15 protein-coding genes and 2 pseudogenes are annotated in these 18,541 nt (G+C 46.2%); 13 read left to right on the top strand and 4 right to left on the bottom strand.

What is annotated here, in order from left to right; all coding sequences use genetic code 11:
• Positions 1–18: 18 nt before the first annotated feature.
• Positions 19–483, bottom strand: coding sequence for a formate hydrogenlyase regulator HycA (gene hycA, locus HV157_RS19700; RefSeq protein ID WP_182268849.1), 465 nt, complete (start codon positions 481–483; stop codon positions 19–21).
• A 210-nt stretch (positions 484–693) separates the two neighbouring features.
• Here hycA and hypA point away from each other — a divergent pair, with 210 nt between their 5' ends.
• The 6 genes from hypA to flhA all read left to right on the top strand — a co-directional run bounded on the left by hypA (position 694) and on the right by flhA (position 6,442).
• Positions 694–1,044 carry a hydrogenase maturation nickel metallochaperone HypA gene (hypA, locus tag HV157_RS19695; RefSeq protein WP_014171370.1) on the top strand — a complete coding sequence of 117 codons (351 nt, stop codon included), beginning with the start codon at positions 694–696 and terminating at the stop codon, positions 1,042–1,044.
• A gap of 3 nt (positions 1,045–1,047) precedes the next feature.
• Complete coding sequence (gene hypB / locus HV157_RS19690; RefSeq protein WP_086462958.1) at positions 1,048–1,911, top strand: hydrogenase nickel incorporation protein HypB; 864 nt, start codon at positions 1,048–1,050, stop codon at positions 1,909–1,911.
• Positions 1,902–2,174 (top strand): HypC/HybG/HupF family hydrogenase formation chaperone, encoded by a 273-nt coding sequence (locus HV157_RS19685; protein WP_014171373.1) that lies wholly within the window; start codon positions 1,902–1,904, stop codon positions 2,172–2,174. Before hypB ends, HV157_RS19685 begins: the two co-directional genes overlap by 10 nt.
• A 3-nt stretch (positions 2,175–2,177) precedes the next feature.
• Positions 2,178–3,299, top strand: coding sequence for a hydrogenase formation protein HypD (hypD, locus tag HV157_RS19680; RefSeq protein ID WP_047956023.1), 1,122 nt, complete (start codon positions 2,178–2,180; stop codon positions 3,297–3,299).
• Positions 3,296–4,306 carry a hydrogenase expression/formation protein HypE gene (gene hypE, locus HV157_RS19675; RefSeq protein ID WP_182268848.1) on the top strand — a complete coding sequence of 337 codons (1,011 nt, stop codon included), beginning with the start codon at positions 3,296–3,298 and terminating at the stop codon, positions 4,304–4,306. Before hypD ends, hypE begins: the two co-directional genes overlap by 4 nt.
• A 63-nt stretch (positions 4,307–4,369) precedes the next feature.
• Positions 4,370–6,442, top strand: a complete 2,073-nt coding sequence (gene flhA / locus HV157_RS19670) for a formate hydrogenlyase transcriptional activator FlhA (RefSeq protein ID WP_020883827.1) — start codon at positions 4,370–4,372, stop codon at positions 6,440–6,442.
• 66 nt (positions 6,443–6,508) lie between these two features.
• On the opposite strand, the gene HV157_RS19665 is transcribed toward flhA, so the two are convergent.
• Entirely contained in the window at positions 6,509–6,853 is a 345-nt protein-coding gene (locus tag HV157_RS19665; protein ID WP_040018915.1) for a nitrous oxide-stimulated promoter family protein, read from the bottom strand.
• Positions 6,854–7,027: 174 nt separating this feature from the next.
• On the opposite strand from HV157_RS19665, the gene HV157_RS19660 reads away from it, so the two are divergent.
• The 4 genes and pseudogenes from HV157_RS19660 to HV157_RS26310 all read left to right on the top strand — a co-directional run.
• Positions 7,028–7,258 carry a SymE family type I addiction module toxin gene (locus HV157_RS19660; protein WP_032678858.1) on the top strand — a complete coding sequence of 77 codons (231 nt, stop codon included), beginning with the start codon at positions 7,028–7,030 and terminating at the stop codon, positions 7,256–7,258.
• Positions 7,259–7,714: 456 nt separating this feature from the next.
• On the top strand, positions 7,715–8,899 hold the full coding sequence (locus tag HV157_RS19655; protein WP_016239654.1) for a DUF4297 family anti-phage-associated protein: 1,185 nt from the start codon (positions 7,715–7,717) through the stop codon (positions 8,897–8,899).
• Complete coding sequence (gene herA, locus HV157_RS19650) at positions 8,899–10,614, top strand: anti-phage-associated helicase HerA (protein WP_016239655.1); 1,716 nt, start codon at positions 8,899–8,901, stop codon at positions 10,612–10,614. The genes HV157_RS19655 and herA overlap by 1 nt, the downstream gene beginning before the upstream one ends.
• A 136-nt stretch (positions 10,615–10,750) precedes the next feature.
• Positions 10,751–10,966 (top strand): annotated as a pseudogene (locus HV157_RS26310) (hypothetical protein); the annotation flags it as partial.
• 213 nt (positions 10,967–11,179) lie between these two features.
• Here HV157_RS26310 and HV157_RS26305 read toward each other — a convergent pair.
• Complete coding sequence (locus tag HV157_RS26305) at positions 11,180–11,374, bottom strand: hypothetical protein (RefSeq protein ID WP_016239656.1); 195 nt, start codon at positions 11,372–11,374, stop codon at positions 11,180–11,182.
• Positions 11,375–12,074: 700 nt separating this feature from the next.
• Positions 12,075–12,331: pseudogene (locus tag HV157_RS19640) on the bottom strand (integrase core domain-containing protein); the annotation flags it as partial.
• A gap of 223 nt (positions 12,332–12,554) precedes the next feature.
• Here HV157_RS19640 and HV157_RS19635 point away from each other — a divergent pair.
• Genes HV157_RS19635 through HV157_RS19625 form a run of 3 tightly spaced genes read left to right on the top strand, consistent with a single transcriptional unit; the run spans position 12,555 to position 18,518 of the window.
• Positions 12,555–14,102 carry a class I SAM-dependent DNA methyltransferase gene (locus HV157_RS19635; protein WP_045286511.1) on the top strand — a complete coding sequence of 516 codons (1,548 nt, stop codon included), beginning with the start codon at positions 12,555–12,557 and terminating at the stop codon, positions 14,100–14,102.
• Entirely contained in the window at positions 14,099–15,220 is a 1,122-nt protein-coding gene (locus HV157_RS19630; protein ID WP_142441492.1) for a restriction endonuclease subunit S, read from the top strand. Before HV157_RS19635 ends, HV157_RS19630 begins: the two co-directional genes overlap by 4 nt.
• Before the next feature lie 58 nt (positions 15,221–15,278).
• On the top strand, positions 15,279–18,518 hold the full coding sequence (locus HV157_RS19625; protein WP_097476836.1) for a type I restriction endonuclease subunit R: 3,240 nt from the start codon (positions 15,279–15,281) through the stop codon (positions 18,516–18,518).
• Positions 18,519–18,541: the final 23 nt, after the last annotated feature.

Here is an 18,541-nt window from a genome sequence, read left to right as displayed (position 1 = left end):
CTTCTCGACACGCAATGGTCAGGCCACGTTCGCTGAGATATTTCCATCCATCAGCTGTTTCAGGTTGACCGGGAGATCGTGTTCAACAGCGGCGTACAGGCCGTTATAAACCGGCGCGATTTTTTCCAGATAGTGCTCCAGCACCTGCTGGCGATCGCGGTTACTGACGTGACCATCGACCATCCCGTCGGCCATCAGCTGCGCCTTCGCAATACACTGTTTTTCATCTTCTTTTGTTTCGACGTAGTACTCGATGGTGTGGCTGTTGAAGGTGTCTGCCAGGGTGACGTTTATCGTGAAATGGCCGAAGAGCACAAAGCGCATATCCCCCTGCGCTGCACAGCTCATGGCGTGGTGAAGACGGGCTTTTGACAGGGTGATGCCCTGAATCAGAGAGTTGCAGTAAAGGTGCCACTGCTCCTGTAACTGCTGATGGCGCTGCGCAATGTAATCCGCTTTTTCGCTAATTTCCCAAATAGTCATAAAAGGTATCCGGTTAATGGAGATAGCGGCTATTAAGCAGATTCCATGCCAGTTTTTAATGCATTGATTTTTAACTATTTTAATCAAAAGAAGCGTGTCAATCGCGCCGTGTCGACGTGTCATTTCGACAGCATTGACATCGTCACGCCTTAACAAAAATCAAGCTGGCACCGTTATTGCATTATCGGGGCAATTCATTGAGGAGGCGTCATGCACGAAATCACCCTCTGCCAGCGGGCCGTCGAGTTAATTGAACAGCAGGCGCGGGCAAACAATGCAAAACGCGTCACCGGTGTCTGGCTACAGGTCGGGGCCTTTTCCTGCGTTGAAACCAGCGCCCTGACCTTCTGCTTTGAGCTGGTGTGCCGCGGCACGCTGGCGGAAGGCTGTGAACTTCATATTGAAGAACAGCAGGCGGAGTGCTGGTGCGCGCAGTGTCAGCAATACGTCACTCTGCTTTCATCGAAGGTTCAGCGCTGTCCGCAGTGCCAGAGCAGCGAGCTTCGCATCGTGGCGGATGACGGCATGCAGATCCAACGTCTCGAAATCGAGAAGGAGTAAAATATGTGTAGTACCTGCGGTTGCGCTGAAGGCAACCTGTATATAGAAGGGGATGAACACCGTCCTCACGCCGCGTTTCGCTCCGCACCCTTTTCACCTGCCCCTCGCCCTGCAGCGGCATTAACCGGTATCACCTTCGCCCCCCGACACTCCGCTGCGGGCGACCTGCATTACGGGCATGGCATCGCCGGTACCCACGCGCCGGGGCTCAGCCAGCGTCAGATGCTGGAGGTGGAAATCAACGTTCTGGATAAAAACAACCAGATTGCAGCACGCAACCGCGCCCGCTTTGCCACGCGTAAACAGCTGGTCCTGAACCTGGTCTCCAGCCCCGGCTCCGGCAAAACCACGCTGCTGACACAAACGCTCCACCGCCTGAACGGACGCATCTCCTGCGCGGTGATCGAAGGCGATCAGCAGACGGTGAACGACGCCGCGCGTATTCGCGAAACCGGCACGCCCGCCATTCAGGTTAATACGGGTAAAGGCTGCCATCTGGATGCACAAATGATTGCCGACGCCACGCCGCGCTTGCCGCTTGCGGACAACGGCATCCTGTTTATTGAGAACGTGGGCAACCTGGTCTGTCCGGCCAGCTTCGATCTCGGTGAGCGACATAAGGTCGCGGTGCTCTCGGTGACCGAAGGTGAAGACAAGCCGCTTAAATATCCGCATATGTTTGCCGCCGCTTCGCTGATGTTGCTGAACAAAGTTGACCTGCTGCCGTACCTGAATTTCGACGTGGACAAATGCATGGCCTATGCCCGTGAAGTGAACCCGGATATTGACATCATGCTGGTGTCCGCCACCCGCGGTGACGGGATGGACGCCTGGCTGAACTGGCTGGAGAGCGAACGATGTGCATAGGCGTCCCCGGACAAATTCACGCCATTGACGGGAATCAGGCCCGCGTTGAGGTGTGTGGCATATTGCGCGACGTCGACCTGACGCTCGTCGGCAGCACCGACGAAACCGGCGCCTCACGCCTCGGTCAGTGGGTGCTGGTGCACGTGGGGTTTGCCATGAGCATCATCAACGAAGCGGAGGCCCGCGACACGCTCGATGCCCTTCAGAATATGTTCGACGTGGAGCCGGACGTCGGGGCATTGCTGTACGGCGAGGAGCGGTAAACCATGCGCTACGTTGATGAATATCGCGCGCCTGAGCAGGTGATGCAGCTGATTGAACATCTGAAAACACGGGCGGCACGGCTGAGCTATACCGCCGAAAAGCCGCTGCGTATTATGGAAGTCTGCGGCGGGCATACGCATGCCATCTTTAAATTTGGCCTCGACCAGCTTCTGCCGGAAAACATCGAGTTTATCCATGGCCCCGGCTGCCCGGTGTGCGTCCTGCCGATGGGACGCATCGACGCCTGCCTTGAGATAGCCCACCAGCCTGACGTGATTTTCTGTACCTTTGGCGATGCGATGCGCGTGCCGGGCAAAAACGGCTCGCTGTTGCAGGCAAAAGCCCGGGGGGCGGATATCAGGATCGTGTACTCGCCGATGGACGCCCTGACGCTGGCCACCCATAACCCCGGCCGCAAGGTCGTCTTTTTCGGGCTTGGTTTTGAAACCACCATGCCCGCCACGGCCATCACGCTGCAGCAGGCCAAAGCCCGCAACATTGATAACTTTTTCTTTTTTTGCCAGCACATTACGCTCATCCCGACGTTACGCAGCCTGCTTGAAGAGCCGGACAACGGAATTGACGCTTTCCTGGCGCCGGGCCATGTCAGCATGGTTATCGGGACGGCGGCCTACGGGTTTATCGCTGAACAGTTCGAACGGCCTTTAGTGGTGGCTGGTTTCGAACCTCTTGATCTACTGCAAGGCGTGACCATGCTGGTTGAGCAGAAAATAGCAGCCCAGTGTGCAGTAGAAAATCAGTACCGCCGTGTCGTCCCCGACAGTGGAAATGTGGTGGCCCAGCAGGCGATAGCCGAGGTATTTAGCGTCGAGGGCGACAGCGAATGGCGTGGTCTGGGGCTGATTGCAGAGTCCGGCGTGCGCCTGACGCCAGCCTACCGGTCGTTCGACGCCGAAGCCCACTTCCGCCCGCAGCCGCAACAGGTGTGTGACGACCCGCGGGCCCGCTGTGGCGAAGTGCTCACCGGCAAATGCAAACCCCATCACTGCCCGTTATTTGGCAACACCTGTAACCCGCAAACGGCTTTTGGCGCGCTGATGGTCTCTTCCGAAGGGGCGTGTGCCGCGTGGTATCAGTATCGCAATCAGGAGTCTGAAGCATGAATACGGTTGAAATGGCACACGGCAGCGGCGGCCTGGCGATGCAGCAGCTGATTAACCGTCTGTTTATGGACGCGTTTGATAACCCCTGGCTGGCGGAGCAGGAGGATCAGGCCCGCATTGACCTCTCCACCCTGACCGCGCAGGGCGACAGGCTGGCCTTTTCCACCGACAGCTACGTGATTGACCCGCTGTTCTTCCCGGGCGGCGATATCGGCAAGCTCGCGGTCTGCGGCACGGCAAACGACGTGGCCGTCAGCGGCGCTGTTCCGCGCTTTCTCTCCTGCGGCTTTATGCTTGAAGAGGGGCTGCCGATGGAGACGCTCTCTGCGGTTGTCCGCAGCATGGCGCATACGGCACGCGAGGCGGGTATCGCCATCGTCACCGGCGACACCAAAGTGGTCCAGCGTGGCGCAGCCGACAAACTGTTCATCAATACCGCCGGCATGGGGGCGATCCCTGCCGACATTCACTGGGGCGCGCAGCAGCTTGCCGTCGGCGACGTGCTGATCGTCAGCGGATCGCTGGGCTGCCACGGGGCGACGATCCTGAACCTGCGTGAAGGCCTGGGGCTGGGCGGAGAATTACGCAGTGATTGCGCGGTACTGACCCCGCTTATCCAGACCCTGCGTTCCCTTCCAGGCGTGAAAGCCCTGCGCGATGCGACACGCGGCGGGGTTAACGCCGTGGTACATGAGTTCGCGGCGCGCTGCGGTCTGGGTATCGAACTCACTGAACGCGCGCTGCCCGTTAAGCCTGCCGTTCGCGGCTTGTGCGAACTCCTCGGGCTCGACCCGCTAAACTTTGCAAATGAAGGCAAGCTGGTCATTGGCGTGGAGCGCGCGGCGGCCGAATCCGTACTCGAACAGCTGCGGGCACATCCTTTCGGGAAAGAGGCCGCGCTGATTGGTGAAGTGGTTGAGCGCAAAGGGGTGCGCCTGACCGGGTTGTATGGCGTCAAGCGGACGCTGGATCTGCCGCACGCGGAACCTTTACCCCGCATTTGCTAGAACCGCGCCAAAAGCGGTCAGCACTGACTTTCTCTTTTTTGCCAGTTTCTATTGGAAAGCAATATGCCGTATACACCGATGAGCGATCTTGGACAGCAGGGCCTGTTTGACATTACGCGCACACTTTTACAGCAGCCCGATCTTGGCGCGCTGAGCGATGCCCTGACGCGGCTGGTCAGGCAATCAGCGCTGGCAGACAGCGCCGCAATTGTGCTCTGGCATAGCGCAAGCCATCGCGCGAGCTACTATTCAACGCGCGACAATGGCAAAGCGTTTGAGTACGAGGATGAAACCTACCTCGCTCATGGTCCTGTCCGGCGTATTCTTTCCCGCCCGGAGGCGCTGCACTGCAATTTTGAGGAATTCCGCGAAGCGTGGCCGATGCTGGCGCAGAGTCAGTTATACCCGCCTTTCGGCCACTACAGCCTGCTGCCACTGGCGGTGGAAGGGCATATCTTCGGCGGCTGCGAGTTTATTCGTCACACCGACCAGCCGTGGAGCGAGGCGGAATACGAGCGTCTGCACACCTTCACCCAGATTGTGGCCGTGGTCGCGGAGCAAATTCAAAGCCGCGTCACCAATAATGTGGATTACGACCTGCTGAGCCGCGAACGTGACAATTTCCGGATCCTGGTGGCCATCACCAACGCGGTGCTTTCGCGCCTCGATATGGATGAGCTGGTCAGCGAAGTCTCAAAAGAGATCCACCACTATTTCAAAATCGACGCCATCAGTATTGCGCTCCGGGGGCACCGGAAAGGCAAGCTGAACATCTACTCCACCCACTATCTTGATGAGGCAAACCCCGCCCACGAACAGAGTGAAGTGGATGAGGCGGGCACGCTCTCTGAGCGGGTATTTAAAAGCAAAGAGATCCTGCTGCTCAACCTCAACGAGCAGGATGCGCTCGCGCCTTATGAGCGGATGCTGTTTAACACCTGGGGGAATAAAATCCAGACGCTGTGCCTGCTGCCGCTGATGTCCGGCAATACTATGCTTGGTGTCCTGAAGCTGGCGCAGTGTGAAGAGGGCGTCTTTACCACCGCCAACCTGAAACTGTTGCGCCAGATTGCCGAGCGTATCTCCATCGCACTGGATAACGCGCTGGCCTATCAGGAGATCCACCGTCTGAAAGAACGGCTGGTGGATGAAAACCTGGCGCTGACGGAACAGCTTAACAACGTGGACAGCGAGTTTGGCGAAATCATCGGCCGCAGCGATGCCATGTACAGCGTGCTGAAACAGGTGGAGATGGTGGCGCAAAGTGACAGTACGGTGCTGATCCTCGGTGAAACCGGCACCGGTAAAGAGCTGATTGCCCGTGCGATCCACAACCTCAGCAACCGTAACAGCCGCCGCATGGTGAAGATGAACTGCGCCGCTATGCCCGCAGGCCTGCTGGAAAGCGATCTCTTTGGCCACGAACGCGGCGCGTTTACCGGTGCCAGCAGCCAGCGTCTGGGCCGTTTCGAGCTGGCGGACAAAAGCTCGTTGTTCCTTGATGAAGTGGGCGACATGCCTCTGGAGCTGCAGCCCAAACTGCTGCGCGTCCTGCAGGAGCAGGAGTTTGAACGTCTTGGCAGTAACAAACTTATCCAGACTGACGTGCGGCTCATTGCCGCCACCAACCGCGACCTGAAAAAAATGGTCGCCGACCGCGAGTTTCGAAGCGACCTCTATTATCGCCTGAACGTCTTCCCAATCTGCCTGCCGCCCCTGCGTGAACGGCCGGAAGATATCCCTCTGCTGGTCAAAGCGTTTACCGCCAAAATAGCCCGCCGGATGGGCCGCAACATCGACAGTATCCCCGCCGAGACGCTACGTACCCTCTCCTCGATGGAGTGGCCGGGTAACGTCCGTGAACTGGAAAACGTCATTGAACGTGCGGTATTGCTGACGCGCGGTAACGTACTGCAACTCTCCCTGCCCGAAGTTTCCCTGCCCGAAACCCCGGTTACAGCCACCGACGTGGCGCAGGAAGGTGAAGACGAATATCAGCTGATCATGCGCGTGCTGAAAGAGACTAACGGTGTCGTGGCCGGGCCGAAAGGTGCCGCCCAACGTCTGGGACTAAAACGCACCACGCTGCTCTCGCGCATGAAACGTCTCGGGATTGATAAAGAGAGTCTGGTGTAGCGTCATTCTGGCTGAGGTCCCGCATGCAGGCGTTGGGATACGGTTGTCAGCGAAGCGCCTGAACGGTTACTTTTTCGGGCGATACTTTTCCGGTAATTCCGGTACCGGGCGACGGTCATCCATCAGGTGGCGTACCGTCAGGATGGGATGACGCCATAACATGCGTGGGCCAGCCCAGCGCATCACCTGCTTCATCTCTTCGCGCCTGGCAGGCTGATAGCAGTGAACGGGGCACTGTTTACAGGCGGGTTTTTCCTCACCAAAAACGCATTTATCCAGGCGCTTATTGGCATACGCTTTCAGCGCCTGATAATGCCCCTCTTCCTGCGAAGCCTGAGGACACTGTGTTTCATACAGTGCGATCATTTTCGCGATCGTCTCTTTCTCACGTGTAATGCGTTTTCCGGACATAACGGCTCATCAGATAATAAAGTGCATTTATAATACGCCTTTCAGCTACTGATTTCAGGTGTTGCATTCTGTTTTCTGAAGGCTGATTCCAGTATTAAGCCCACACCTGCAGTAAATCACTGGTATTTTATACAGCATCAGGAATGACCCTTGTCCACGTTGTCCGGAGGCCGTATGCACAAGATCGCTATCACCAAATCCTATCGTCATTTGAAAGTGGGGTATTTCAGAAAGCGTCATGAAGACCGTAACACCAAGATACCCAAACGCTACAGCGTGCATGCGGCGCTGAGCTTAAAGGGCGACTGGCTTGAAAAAGCGGGGTTTACCACCCATTCGCAGGTCAGAGTGGGGGTTGAGCATGGAAAAATTGTCATTGAGTTAGTGCAGGAAGGCACCTCGTAATGCCGCGACATTTTTCTGCGCCGTACCTTTTTTTCATGCGACAATAGAAGGAACTAACGGCCACTGAGCCGCCCAAAGCGTATTATTTTCAAAGAAATGGACATCATAACTCCATGAGCACAATCGACAATTTCGACGCACATACGCCGATGATGCAGCAGTATTGAAAAATATAACATATCCAACTGATTGTATTGAAAATTTAAAATAGCCATATAACAAAAGGTTACACATAAGCTACTTTTTGGGGTTTCAGGCAAGAAACTAAAAATTATTAACGCCATCAAATTATTCACATCTTAATAATTAGCATTGAAATTTAATGTTTTTGGTTCTTTGTACATGTCAATGGCTTGTCTTTGTGGCAGAATCATAAAGCTATGCAATCATTGCATTGTTATTAACACAGCATATTTTTATATACTTTTAACACCTTACCTCAAAAAGGATAACAAAGTGGACAGAAGTGCGGTTGATACAATTCGTGGGTATTGTTATCAGGTTGATAAAACGATTATTGAGATTTTTTCGTTACCACAAATGGATGACTCGATTGATATAGAGTGCATTGAAGATGTTGATGTCTACAACGATGGGCATTTAACTGCGATACAATGCAAATATTATGAAAGTACCGATTATAACCACTCCGTTATATCAAAGCCCATAAGATTAATGTTGTCACACTTTAAGGACAATAAAGAAAAAGGGGCTAATTATTATCTTTATGGGCATTATAAATCCGGTCAAGAAAAGTTAACACTCCCATTAAAAGTTGACTTTTTCAAATCTAATTTCCTCACCTACACCGAAAAAAAAATCAAACATGAATACCATATTGAAAATGGGCTTACCGAAGAGGATCTACAAGCCTTTTTGGATCGGTTAGTTATAAATATCAATGCAAAATCATTTGATGATCAAAAAAAAGAAACTATACAAATAATAAAAAACCATTTCCAATGTGAAGATTATGAGGCAGAGCATTATCTTTATTCTAATGCTTTCAGAAAAACATATGATATCTCTTGTAATAAAAAAGATAGAAGGATAAAAAAATCTGATTTTGTTGAAAGTATCAACAAATCAAAAGTCTTATTTAACATATGGTTTTATCAATATGAAGGAAGAAAAGAATATTTAAGAAAATTAAAAGAATCTTTCATACGCAGAAGTGTAAACACCTCACCTTATGCTCGTTTTTTCATCTTAGAATTTCAAGACAAAACTGATATAAAAACAGTTAAAGACTGTATATATAAAATACAATCAAATTGGTCTAATTTATCTAAAAGAACAGATCGACCATATTCTCCTTTTTTACTTTTTCATGGCACCAGCGATGCCAATTTATACGAATTAAAGAATCAATTATTCAATGAAGATCTAATTTTCACTGATGGGTACCCTTTTAAAGGAAGTGTATTTACCCCCAAGATGTTAATCGAAGGTTTTTCAAATAAAGAAATCCACTTCCAATTTATCAACGACATAGATGATTTCAATGAAACACTGAACAGTATTAATATAAGAAAAGAAGTTTACCAGTTTTATACGGAAAACTGCCTTGATATCCCATCCCAACTACCCCAGGTAAACATACAAGTTAAAGACTTTGCCGACATAAAGGAGATAGTGTAATGAGCAGGAATAATGATATTAATGCAGAAGTAGTATCGGTATCGCCAAATAAATTAAAAATTTCCGTAGACGATCTTGAAGAATTTAAGATAGCAGAAGAAAAATTAGGTGTAGGATCTTATTTAAGGGTTTCAGATAATCAAGATGTTGCTCTTCTGGCGATCATAGATAATTTTTCTATTGAAGTTAAAGAAAGCCAAAAGCAGAAATACATGATAGAAGCAAGTCCAATAGGTCTTGTTAAAAATGGAAAATTCTATCGCGGTGGAGATTCACTTGCACTTCCTCCTAAAAAAGTGGAACCAGCGAAATTAGACGAAATAATATCCATATACTCAGATAGTATAGATATAAATGACCGTTTTACTTTTTCAAGCTTATCGCTTAATACCAAAGTATCCGTACCTGTGAATGGGAATAGATTTTTCAATAAACATATCGCTATCGTAGGTTCAACGGGTTCAGGTAAATCCCACACTGTTGCAAAAATACTTCAAAAAGCCGTAGATGAAAAGCAAGAAGGTTATAAGGGATTAAACAATTCTCATATAATTATTTTTGATATACATTCTGAATATGAAAATGCATTCCCTAATTCAAATGTATTAAATGTAGATACATTAACCCTTCCATATTGGCTATTAAATGGTGACGAGTTAGAAGAGCTTTTTCTTGACACGGAAGCAAATGATCACAATCAAAGAAATGTGTTCCGTCAGGCAATAACATTAAATAAAAAGATACATTTTCAAGGAGATCCAGCCACAAAGGAAATAATAAGCTTTCACTCGCCATATTATTTCGACATTAATGAAGTCATCAATTATATTAACAATAGAAATAATGAAAGAAAAAATAAAGATAATGAACATATTTGGTCAGATGAGGAAGGAAATTTCAAGTTTGACAATGAAAATGCTCATAGGTTATTCAAAGAGAATGTAACTCCTGATGGAAGTTCAGCCGGTGCTTTAAATGGAAAACTTCTCAATTTTGTTGATCGATTACAAAGTAAAATATTTGATAAGAGATTAGATTTTATTCTGGGTGAAGGTAGCAAATCCGTAACATTTAAAGAAACATTAGAAACTTTAATAAGCTATGGAAAAGATAAATCAAACATAACAATACTTGATGTAAGCGGTGTTCCTTTTGAAGTACTTAGCATATGTGTATCATTGATATCTCGATTAATTTTTGAATTTGGCTATCATTCAAAAAAAATAAAAAGAAAATCTAATGAAAACCAAGATATCCCAATATTAATTGTTTACGAAGAAGCACATAAATATGCTCCCAAAAGTGATCTGAGCAAATACAGGACATCCAAAGAAGCAATTGAGAGGATTGCAAAAGAGGGTAGAAAATACGGAGTAACCCTTCTCCTTGCAAGTCAGAGACCTTCTGAAATTTCAGAAACAATATTTTCTCAGTGTAATACTTTTATCTCAATGCGATTAACTAACCCAGACGATCAAAATTATGTTAAGCGATTACTCCCGGATACAGTAGGTGATATTACAAACCTCCTACCATCGCTCAAAGAAGGTGAGGCCTTAATCATGGGGGATTCAATATCAATACCTTCGATTGTAAAAATAGAAAAATGTACAATACCCCCATCGTCAATTGACATCAAATATCTTGATGAATGGAGAAAAGAATGGGTAGATTCGGAGTTTGATAAGATAATTGAACAATGGAGTAAAAGTTAATTTCAGAAGTGGATTCACTCTTGCTCAAGAGTGAATCCACTAATATCATATCCTAATGATATAGTTTAATAAAATCTATTCTGGAATCATTAGGCTGAGAGTTAATAGATTCTTTTATCTTCCCTATTGTATAAGAAGCTCTCTTGATAGGCTTCCTCCGGTCGTTCCTGCTATCAATGTTGAAGCTTGGAAATCACTCTCTAACATATCCCAAAAGCTGAACTGCCTTACAAACCATCTTAATGCAAAAAGTAGCAATAGTGAGTTAACTAAAACAGAGATCTTCGCAGTCAATAAACAGATCAAAGAGCTTCGCTTGTGCCAGACAGCCTCTATGAGTAGGTATTCATAAGAGGGAATGCAACGGCCCCTCAGTTTGAGGATAGTTATCACCCCTCTAAAAATAGCCCTGAGGGCAGATTGTTAGGATTGCAATTAACCATTAAATTCTTTTTATGTCTTTACCTTTATCTGAATTTTCTAATATGATTGAAGAAATTACTTTTTCTTCTTTTTTTGCAATTAGAGATTGGATATTAATAGTTCCAAAATCTAATTTATCGCCCTACCAGTACATGAATTCTTTTATTACGGGAGTCATATCGTCTATAACCTCTTGAGATCCTTCGTTATAAATAAAAGACAGTATTTTTAAATTTTCAACATCAATCTCACGCACAATTATCCGAAACATATCATTAGTTGGATATAAATTCGTTTCATTCAATGCTATATTTAATTTACCAAGCATTTCATTCATAAGCAACTCTACTTCATCTAAAGCCTTATTATATTTAACTCCTTATTTTTAATTGATATAACATTATCACTATCATTTAAATAAGAAATGTCAACGCTTGTCCAAAAACAAATAAAAATTATTTAAAAAGAATTGCATGAGTGAATATTTTAAATTACAAACACAATACTGTGTCATCTATGCAACCGAAGCGTAAATTTTATCATCTCCTGAGCTGCAACAGAATATTTAAAACAAATACAAGTGAAGCTGTATATATTTACATAAAAATATCAGCCACTCCGATTTTTATGATTATACGAAATGAAGCAAGGGCTAACTCTGCGAAGCCGCTGCGCTTGCTTCTTCGAGTTCCCCTTGCTTTTCTGCCCTTCGGTTAGAAAAGAAACCAAACCGCTACCAACCTTGAATATCTATATTTTTGAATAGATACCCCCCTCCTTAACTACCACTATCAAAAATAGAAAAATCATCTTACAAATAACCCACACACATTATTTTAGATTGCTACCTTATTAAATTAAAAATTCAACCTTAGATGGAATTTAATGTACAAGGAATGTCCTACTGTAACGGAGAATTTTAAACATTAAAAATTATAACTATGGTTTGTCATAGCCTGTACATCTATTCACCTCATGCATATGCACTAAGAAAGTTTTTTTGAATACTGGAGTTGCCCCTGCTAAAACGGACACGGTTAATTAACTGCTAATATGGCATCACGATATTCGCGTGGCGATTTCATGTTCAACCTCTTGTGTGGATGCAGATTATTATAATCCTCTATCCATTATGCCATTTTTCCATCACTGAGACTGCATCCGGCAGATCATTTACATACACGTAATCTCACTTGAACGTCTTTACAAACGATTCTGCCATGCCGTTACTTTCCGGACTGCGTACTGGTGTAGTACTCACGATGAACCCCAGTGAACTGGCGAATGTGCGAGTGGCATCGGCTGTGCAGCAATTATGCCAATGACAGTGGCTCCATTGACGGCAATGACCTGACATCTACAATCCCGCTACAAAGCATTTACTCCATGAGTCATTGCACTTGCTGAGCTACACGAACACACTAAAACCAGATAATAATTAATCGCTGTATAAGCTCGTAACGAGCGGAACTTTAAGGCAAAATAGAGCCATCTCCCCCCTTCACAAAGTTACGCTAATGGCCAGAAAACCTAAAGAAATCAAAACAGACCCGTTAGAGGTCATCCTGTGGAAAGCGGCTGACAAGCTACGTAAGAACATTGATGCAGCCGAGTACAAGCATGTCGTGCTGGGCCTCATTTTCCTTAAGTATATTTCTGATTCTTTTGAATCTCATTATGAGTTGCTGAAGGCTGGTGAAGGCGAGTTCGCAGGCGCTGACCCGGAAGATAAAGACGAGTACACCGCTTACAACATTTTCTTTGTCCCTGAGCTTGCACGCTGGAACTATCTAATATCTAAGGCCAAGCTACCCGAAATCGGTAAGCTGGTTGATGATGCTATGGAGCTTATCGAAGCGGGTAACCCACAGCTAAAAGGTGTGCTGCCGAAAGTCTACGCTCGCCAGAACCTCGACGCCACTGTGCTGGGTGAACTGATAGATCTGATTGGCAACATTGCACTGGGAGATGCCAAAGCGCGTTCTGCTGATGTATTAGGCCACGTATTCGAATACTTCCTTGGTGAATTCGCACTGGCAGAAGGTAAACAAGGCGGTCAGTTCTATACACCAAAATCCATTGTTAGCCTGCTGGTTAACATGCTGGAACCCTACAAAGGCCGTGTCTTTGATCCCTGCTGTGGTTCTGGTGGTATGTTCGTTCAGTCAGAAAAATTTGTTGAAGCGCATCAGGGAAATATTGACGATATTTCGATTTACGGTCAGGAATCCAACCAGACCACTTGGCGTCTGGCAAAAATGAACCTGGCTATCCGGGGTATCAATTCAGAACACGTCCGCTGGAACAGTGAAGGTTCTTTCCTTAACGATGCTCATAAAGATTTGAAATCTGATTTTATCATTGCCAATCCACCGTTTAACGTGTCTGACTGGTCCGGTGAGCAGCTTCGTGGCGATGCCCGTTGGCAATACGGTATCCCACCTACCGGGAATGCTAACTTTGCCTGGATGCAGCATTTTCTGTATCACCTGTCGCCAAAAGGTCAGGCTGGTGTTGTACTGGCAAAAGGGGCTTTAACATCTAAAAGTTCTGGTGAAGGTGATATCCGTGCCGCACTGGTAAAAGATGCCAATGTGATTGACTGTATCGTTAATTTACCTGCAAAACTGTTCCTGAACACCCAGATCCCTGCGGCGTTATGGTTTATGCGTCGTGATCGTGAAAATAGCAGCCAATATCGTGATCGCAGTAAAGAAATTCTGTTTATCGATGCCCGTAATCTTGGTCATTTGATTAATCGTCGTACCAAAGTGCTTTCTGACGACGATATTAAAACCATCGCAGACACCTACCATAACTGGCGTAACAAAGGTGGCGAATATGAAGATATTGCGGGTTTCTGTGCGTCAGTAGACATTGATGAAGTTGCTAAACTTGATTATGTGCTGACACCTGGTCGTTATGTTGGCCTTGCTGACGAAGAAGACGATTTTGACTTTAAAGAACGTTTTACGGCTCTTAAAGCGGAGTTTGAAGCACAATTGGAAGAAGAAGCGCATCTGAATAAGTCTATCGCTGAGAGTCTGGCGAAGGTGGTTTTATGAGTCAGTGGATAAAAACTAAACTTGGTGAGATTGTCATTCTTAATTATGGTAAAGCATTAAAGGCACAGGATAGGAATGCTGGCTCTATACCTGTATATAGTTCAGGTGGATTAACTGGTTGGCATAACAAAGCATTAATAAACGAACAAGGAATTATTATTGGTCGTAAAGGAAATGTTGGGAAAGCGTACTTAACTTATGGACCATTTTGGTGTATTGATACTGCTTATTATATTTTACCTAACCCTTCGAAATATGATTTTGTTTTTTTATTCTATTTGTTGAAAACATTAGGGCTGGAAGAACTGAACGAAGATAGCGCTGTTCCTGGACTAAACAGGGATACCGCTTATAGTCAAGAGATCCTATTACCTTCACTGCCAGAGCAAAAAGCCATCGCCTCTGTACTGTCCTCTCTTGATGACAAAATAGACCTGCTTCATCGCCAGAATAAAACTCTGGAATCCATGGCCGAAACCCTGTTTAGGCAGTGGTTTATTTTAGATAGCACTGGTGTATCAGTTAGTATAGATCAGATAATTGACTTTAATCCAAAGCGAACTTTAATTAAAAGCCAAGACGCTACTTATTTGGACATGGCTGGACTGAGCACTGTTATTTTTCGTGCAAATGGATATTACAGACGTCCATTTTCTTCAGGAACTAAATTTACTAAACGAGATACCTTGCTAGCCAGAATTACCCCATGTTTAGAAAATGGGAAAGCGGCCTATATTGATTTTTTAGACGACAATGAAACTGGATGGGGTTCTACCGAATTCATAGTTATGCGTCCTAAAAAAGAAATCCATCCTTTTATCTCATATATCATGTGCCGAAACCCGGACTTCAAAGAATATGCAGAAAGCTGTATGGAAGGTTCAACTGGCAGACAACGAGTTAACTTGGATCATCTTAAGAAGTTCAATGTTAATCTGCCAACAGAAGCTTCCCTACGTATAATTAATGAGTTATTAGATTCATTTGAAAGTAAACTTATTAACAACTCAAAACAAATTGATAGCTTAGAAAAACTCCGCGATACCTTACTTCCCAAACTGATGAGCGGTGAAGTACGGGTTCAGTATGCAGAAGAAGCAATCGCATCAGTAGCATAAAATAATTATGCGGGTGTACAGCCCGCTCTCTGGTTAAGCGGCAATAAGGACAGTACGCATGGCAAAGATGACCGAATCCGATATTGAAGTAATGGCAATTGAGCACCTGCAAGGGCTGGGCTATGAGTATGTTTACGGCCCGGACATTGAACCCAGTGGAATCAATCCGTTACGTAGCTATCAGCAGGTTATCCTTGAAGATAAAGTGCGTACAGCATTGCAACGAATTAATCCGCACCTTAGTGAGCAGAAGTGTGAGGAAGCTCTAAAACAGGTGATGCAGATCAGCTCACCTGACCTAATGGCAAACAATCTAACCTTTCATCGCCTTTTGACCGAAGGAATCAATATCGAAGTCAGCAAGGATGGTAATACACAAGGGGAGCTGGCCAGCCTGATCGACTTTAACGATCCCACTAATAATGCATTTCTGGTCATTAATCAGCTCACCATCAAAGAAGGCAACCATACCCGCCGGCCGGATCTTATTTTGTTCATCAACGGTCTGCCGTTAGTCGTTATTGAACTCAAAAATGCTGCTGACGAAAATTCCACGTTATCAGGCGCTTATAACCAGATTAAAACCTATCAGAACCAAATATCCAGCCTATTTACGTACAATGTGTTTAATGTGATATCTGACGGACTGGATGCCAAGGCGGGGACGATTTCTGCTGATTTCAGTCGTTATATGACGTGGAAAACCGCAAACGGTAAAACGCCAGCTACCAGTACCCAACCACAGCTCGAAGTTTTATTACAGGGGTTGCTTAATCCTGTAACGCTGCTGGATATGATCCGCCACTTTATCGTGTTTGAGGCCAGCAAACATGAAGACAGCAAAGGGATTATCAGTATCCGTACTGTTAAAAAAATGGCGGCTTATCACCAGTACTACGCGGTAAATGCAGCAGTTCTTTCCACTATTCGTGCCTCAGCGGTGAATGCGGACTCCCCCTCTGCCGAAGTGGCACTGCGCCAGCAGGGACGTAACAGTAAAGATCTTGTTAATGCGCAAAAAACCGGAGATCGCAAAGCGGGCGTAGTCTGGCATACTCAGGGTTCCGGTAAATCGCTTTCGATGGTGTTTTATACCGGGAAAATTGTGCTGGCGCTGGATAATCCGACAGTTGTTGTGATTACTGACCGTAACGACTTAGATGATCAGCTATTCGGTACGTTCTCTTCCGCGACCCAGCTACTTCGTCAGACACCAAAACAGGCCAACAACCGGGAAGAACTCAAAGAATATTTGCGTGTCGCCTCTGGCGGTGTGGTGTTTACTACTATTCAAAAATTCCAGCCTGATGATGGCAGCAATATCTATGAGTTGTTGTCAGACAGAAGCAATATCGTCGTTATCGCTGATGAAGCCCACCGTTCACAATACGGTTTCAGCGCCAAAGAAGTTGACGTGAAAGACAGTGAAGGCAACGTTACAGGTAAGCGCACTGTTTATGGCTTTGCCAAATATATGCGTGATGCCTTACCTAATGCGACCTATCTCGGCTTTACCGGAACCCCCATAGAAAAAACGGACGTCAACACGCCTGCTGTTTTTGGTAACTACGTTGATATCTACGATATCTCACAGGCCGTTGAAGACGGTGCAACCGTGCGTATTTTCTATGAAAGCCGTCTGGCGAAAATTGCCATCAGTGATGAAGGCCGACAGCTTATTGAAGAGTTTGACGATGAGTTTAACGAAGACGAACTGACGCTTACCCAGAAAGAACGTTCTAAATGGGCCAGAATCGAAGGTCTGATTGGCAGTTCAAAACGTATTAAAGCCATTGCGGCGGATATGGTTCAACACTTTGAACAGCGCTTAAAATCTAATGCCTATCATGGCAAGGGCATGATTGTTACCATGTCCCGACGTATTGCTGCTGAACTATATAAAGAAATCATAGCCTTAAAGCCTGAATGGCACAGCGATGATTTAAATGACGGTATAATAAAAGTCGTCATGACCTCTTCTGCTGCTGACGGGCCAGAAATCGCTAAACACCACACCACAAAAAAAGAACGTCAGGTTCTGGCTAACCGTATGAAGGATGACGACGACAAGCTGAAACTGGTGATAGTGCGTGATATGTGGTTAACCGGCTTCGACGCTCCCAGCATGCATACGCTGTATATCGACAAACCAATGAAAGGCCACAACCTCATGCAGGCAATTGCCCGTGTGAACCGTGTGTATAAAGATAAGATAGGCGGTCTGGTTGTTGACTATCTGGGCATTGCCTCTGATTTAAAAGAAGCCCTCTCCTTTTACTCTGATGCAGGTGGACGTGGAGATCCTGCTGAGGTTCAGGAAGAAGCCGTAACGCTCATGCAGGAAAAGCTGGAAATCCTAGAAGGCATGATGTATGGCTACGATTACAAAGCTTACTTTGCCGCAACTACCTCACAACGCCTGACAATTATTCTTGAATCAGAAAACCATGTTTTAGGGCTGGATAACGGTAAAGGTAAAATGCGTTTCCTCGCTGCGGTTGCAGCCTTATCGCAGGCATTTGCATTGGCGACACCGCACGATAAAGCAATGGAAGCGGCACCCGAAGTAGCATTCTTCCAGGCAGTAAAAGCCAGACTGAATAAATTTACTGAAAACTCAGACGGATCAGAAGAAGAACACAATGACAGTCTCGAAGTTCGGGTAAAACAGACTATCGATCAGGCTCTGGTTACCGATAAAGTTGTTGATATTTTTGACGCTGCTGGGATACAAAAACCTGATATTTCCGTTCTTTCTGAAGAATTCCTTCAGGAAATGAAGGATTACCAACACAGAAATATTGCTTTGGAAACGCTTAAAAAACTGCTTTCTGACGAGATCAAGGTTCGCTCGAATCAAAGTATCACCCAAGGCAAAAAACTGATTGATATGCTGACCTCTGCAATCAATGGCTACCAGAACAAGGTACTGACCGCAGCGGAGGTAATTGATGAGCTAATCAAGCTTGCCAAGACTATCCAGGAATCTGACAGCCTTGCCAGCCAGTTAAACCTCAGCGCTTATGAATATGCCTTCTATTCTGCTGTTGCAGATAACGACAGTGCTCGCGAGTTAATGGAAAAGGAAAAACTACGAGAACTGGCAGTCGTACTTACGGAGGCTATCCGCAACAATGTCAGTCTTGACTGGACAGTGAAAGAAGCAGCAAGAGCAAAAATTCGCGTGGTGGTAAAACGTCTGCTCAAAAAATATGGTTATCCGCCTGATATGTCATTGCTCGCCACAGAGACTGTTTTGAAGCAGGCTGAACTTTTAGCTGGAGAATTAGGAAAATGATTCCCTAAATTTTTAGCATATAA

Origin of the sequence: Enterobacter sp. RHBSTW-00318, assembly GCF_014101375.1 — a bacterium.
Classification (GTDB): Bacteria; Pseudomonadota; Gammaproteobacteria; order Enterobacterales; family Enterobacteriaceae; genus Enterobacter; species Enterobacter ludwigii.
Note: the sequence above shows the minus strand (reverse complement) of the source record. Positions and strands in the feature narration are given on the sequence as shown.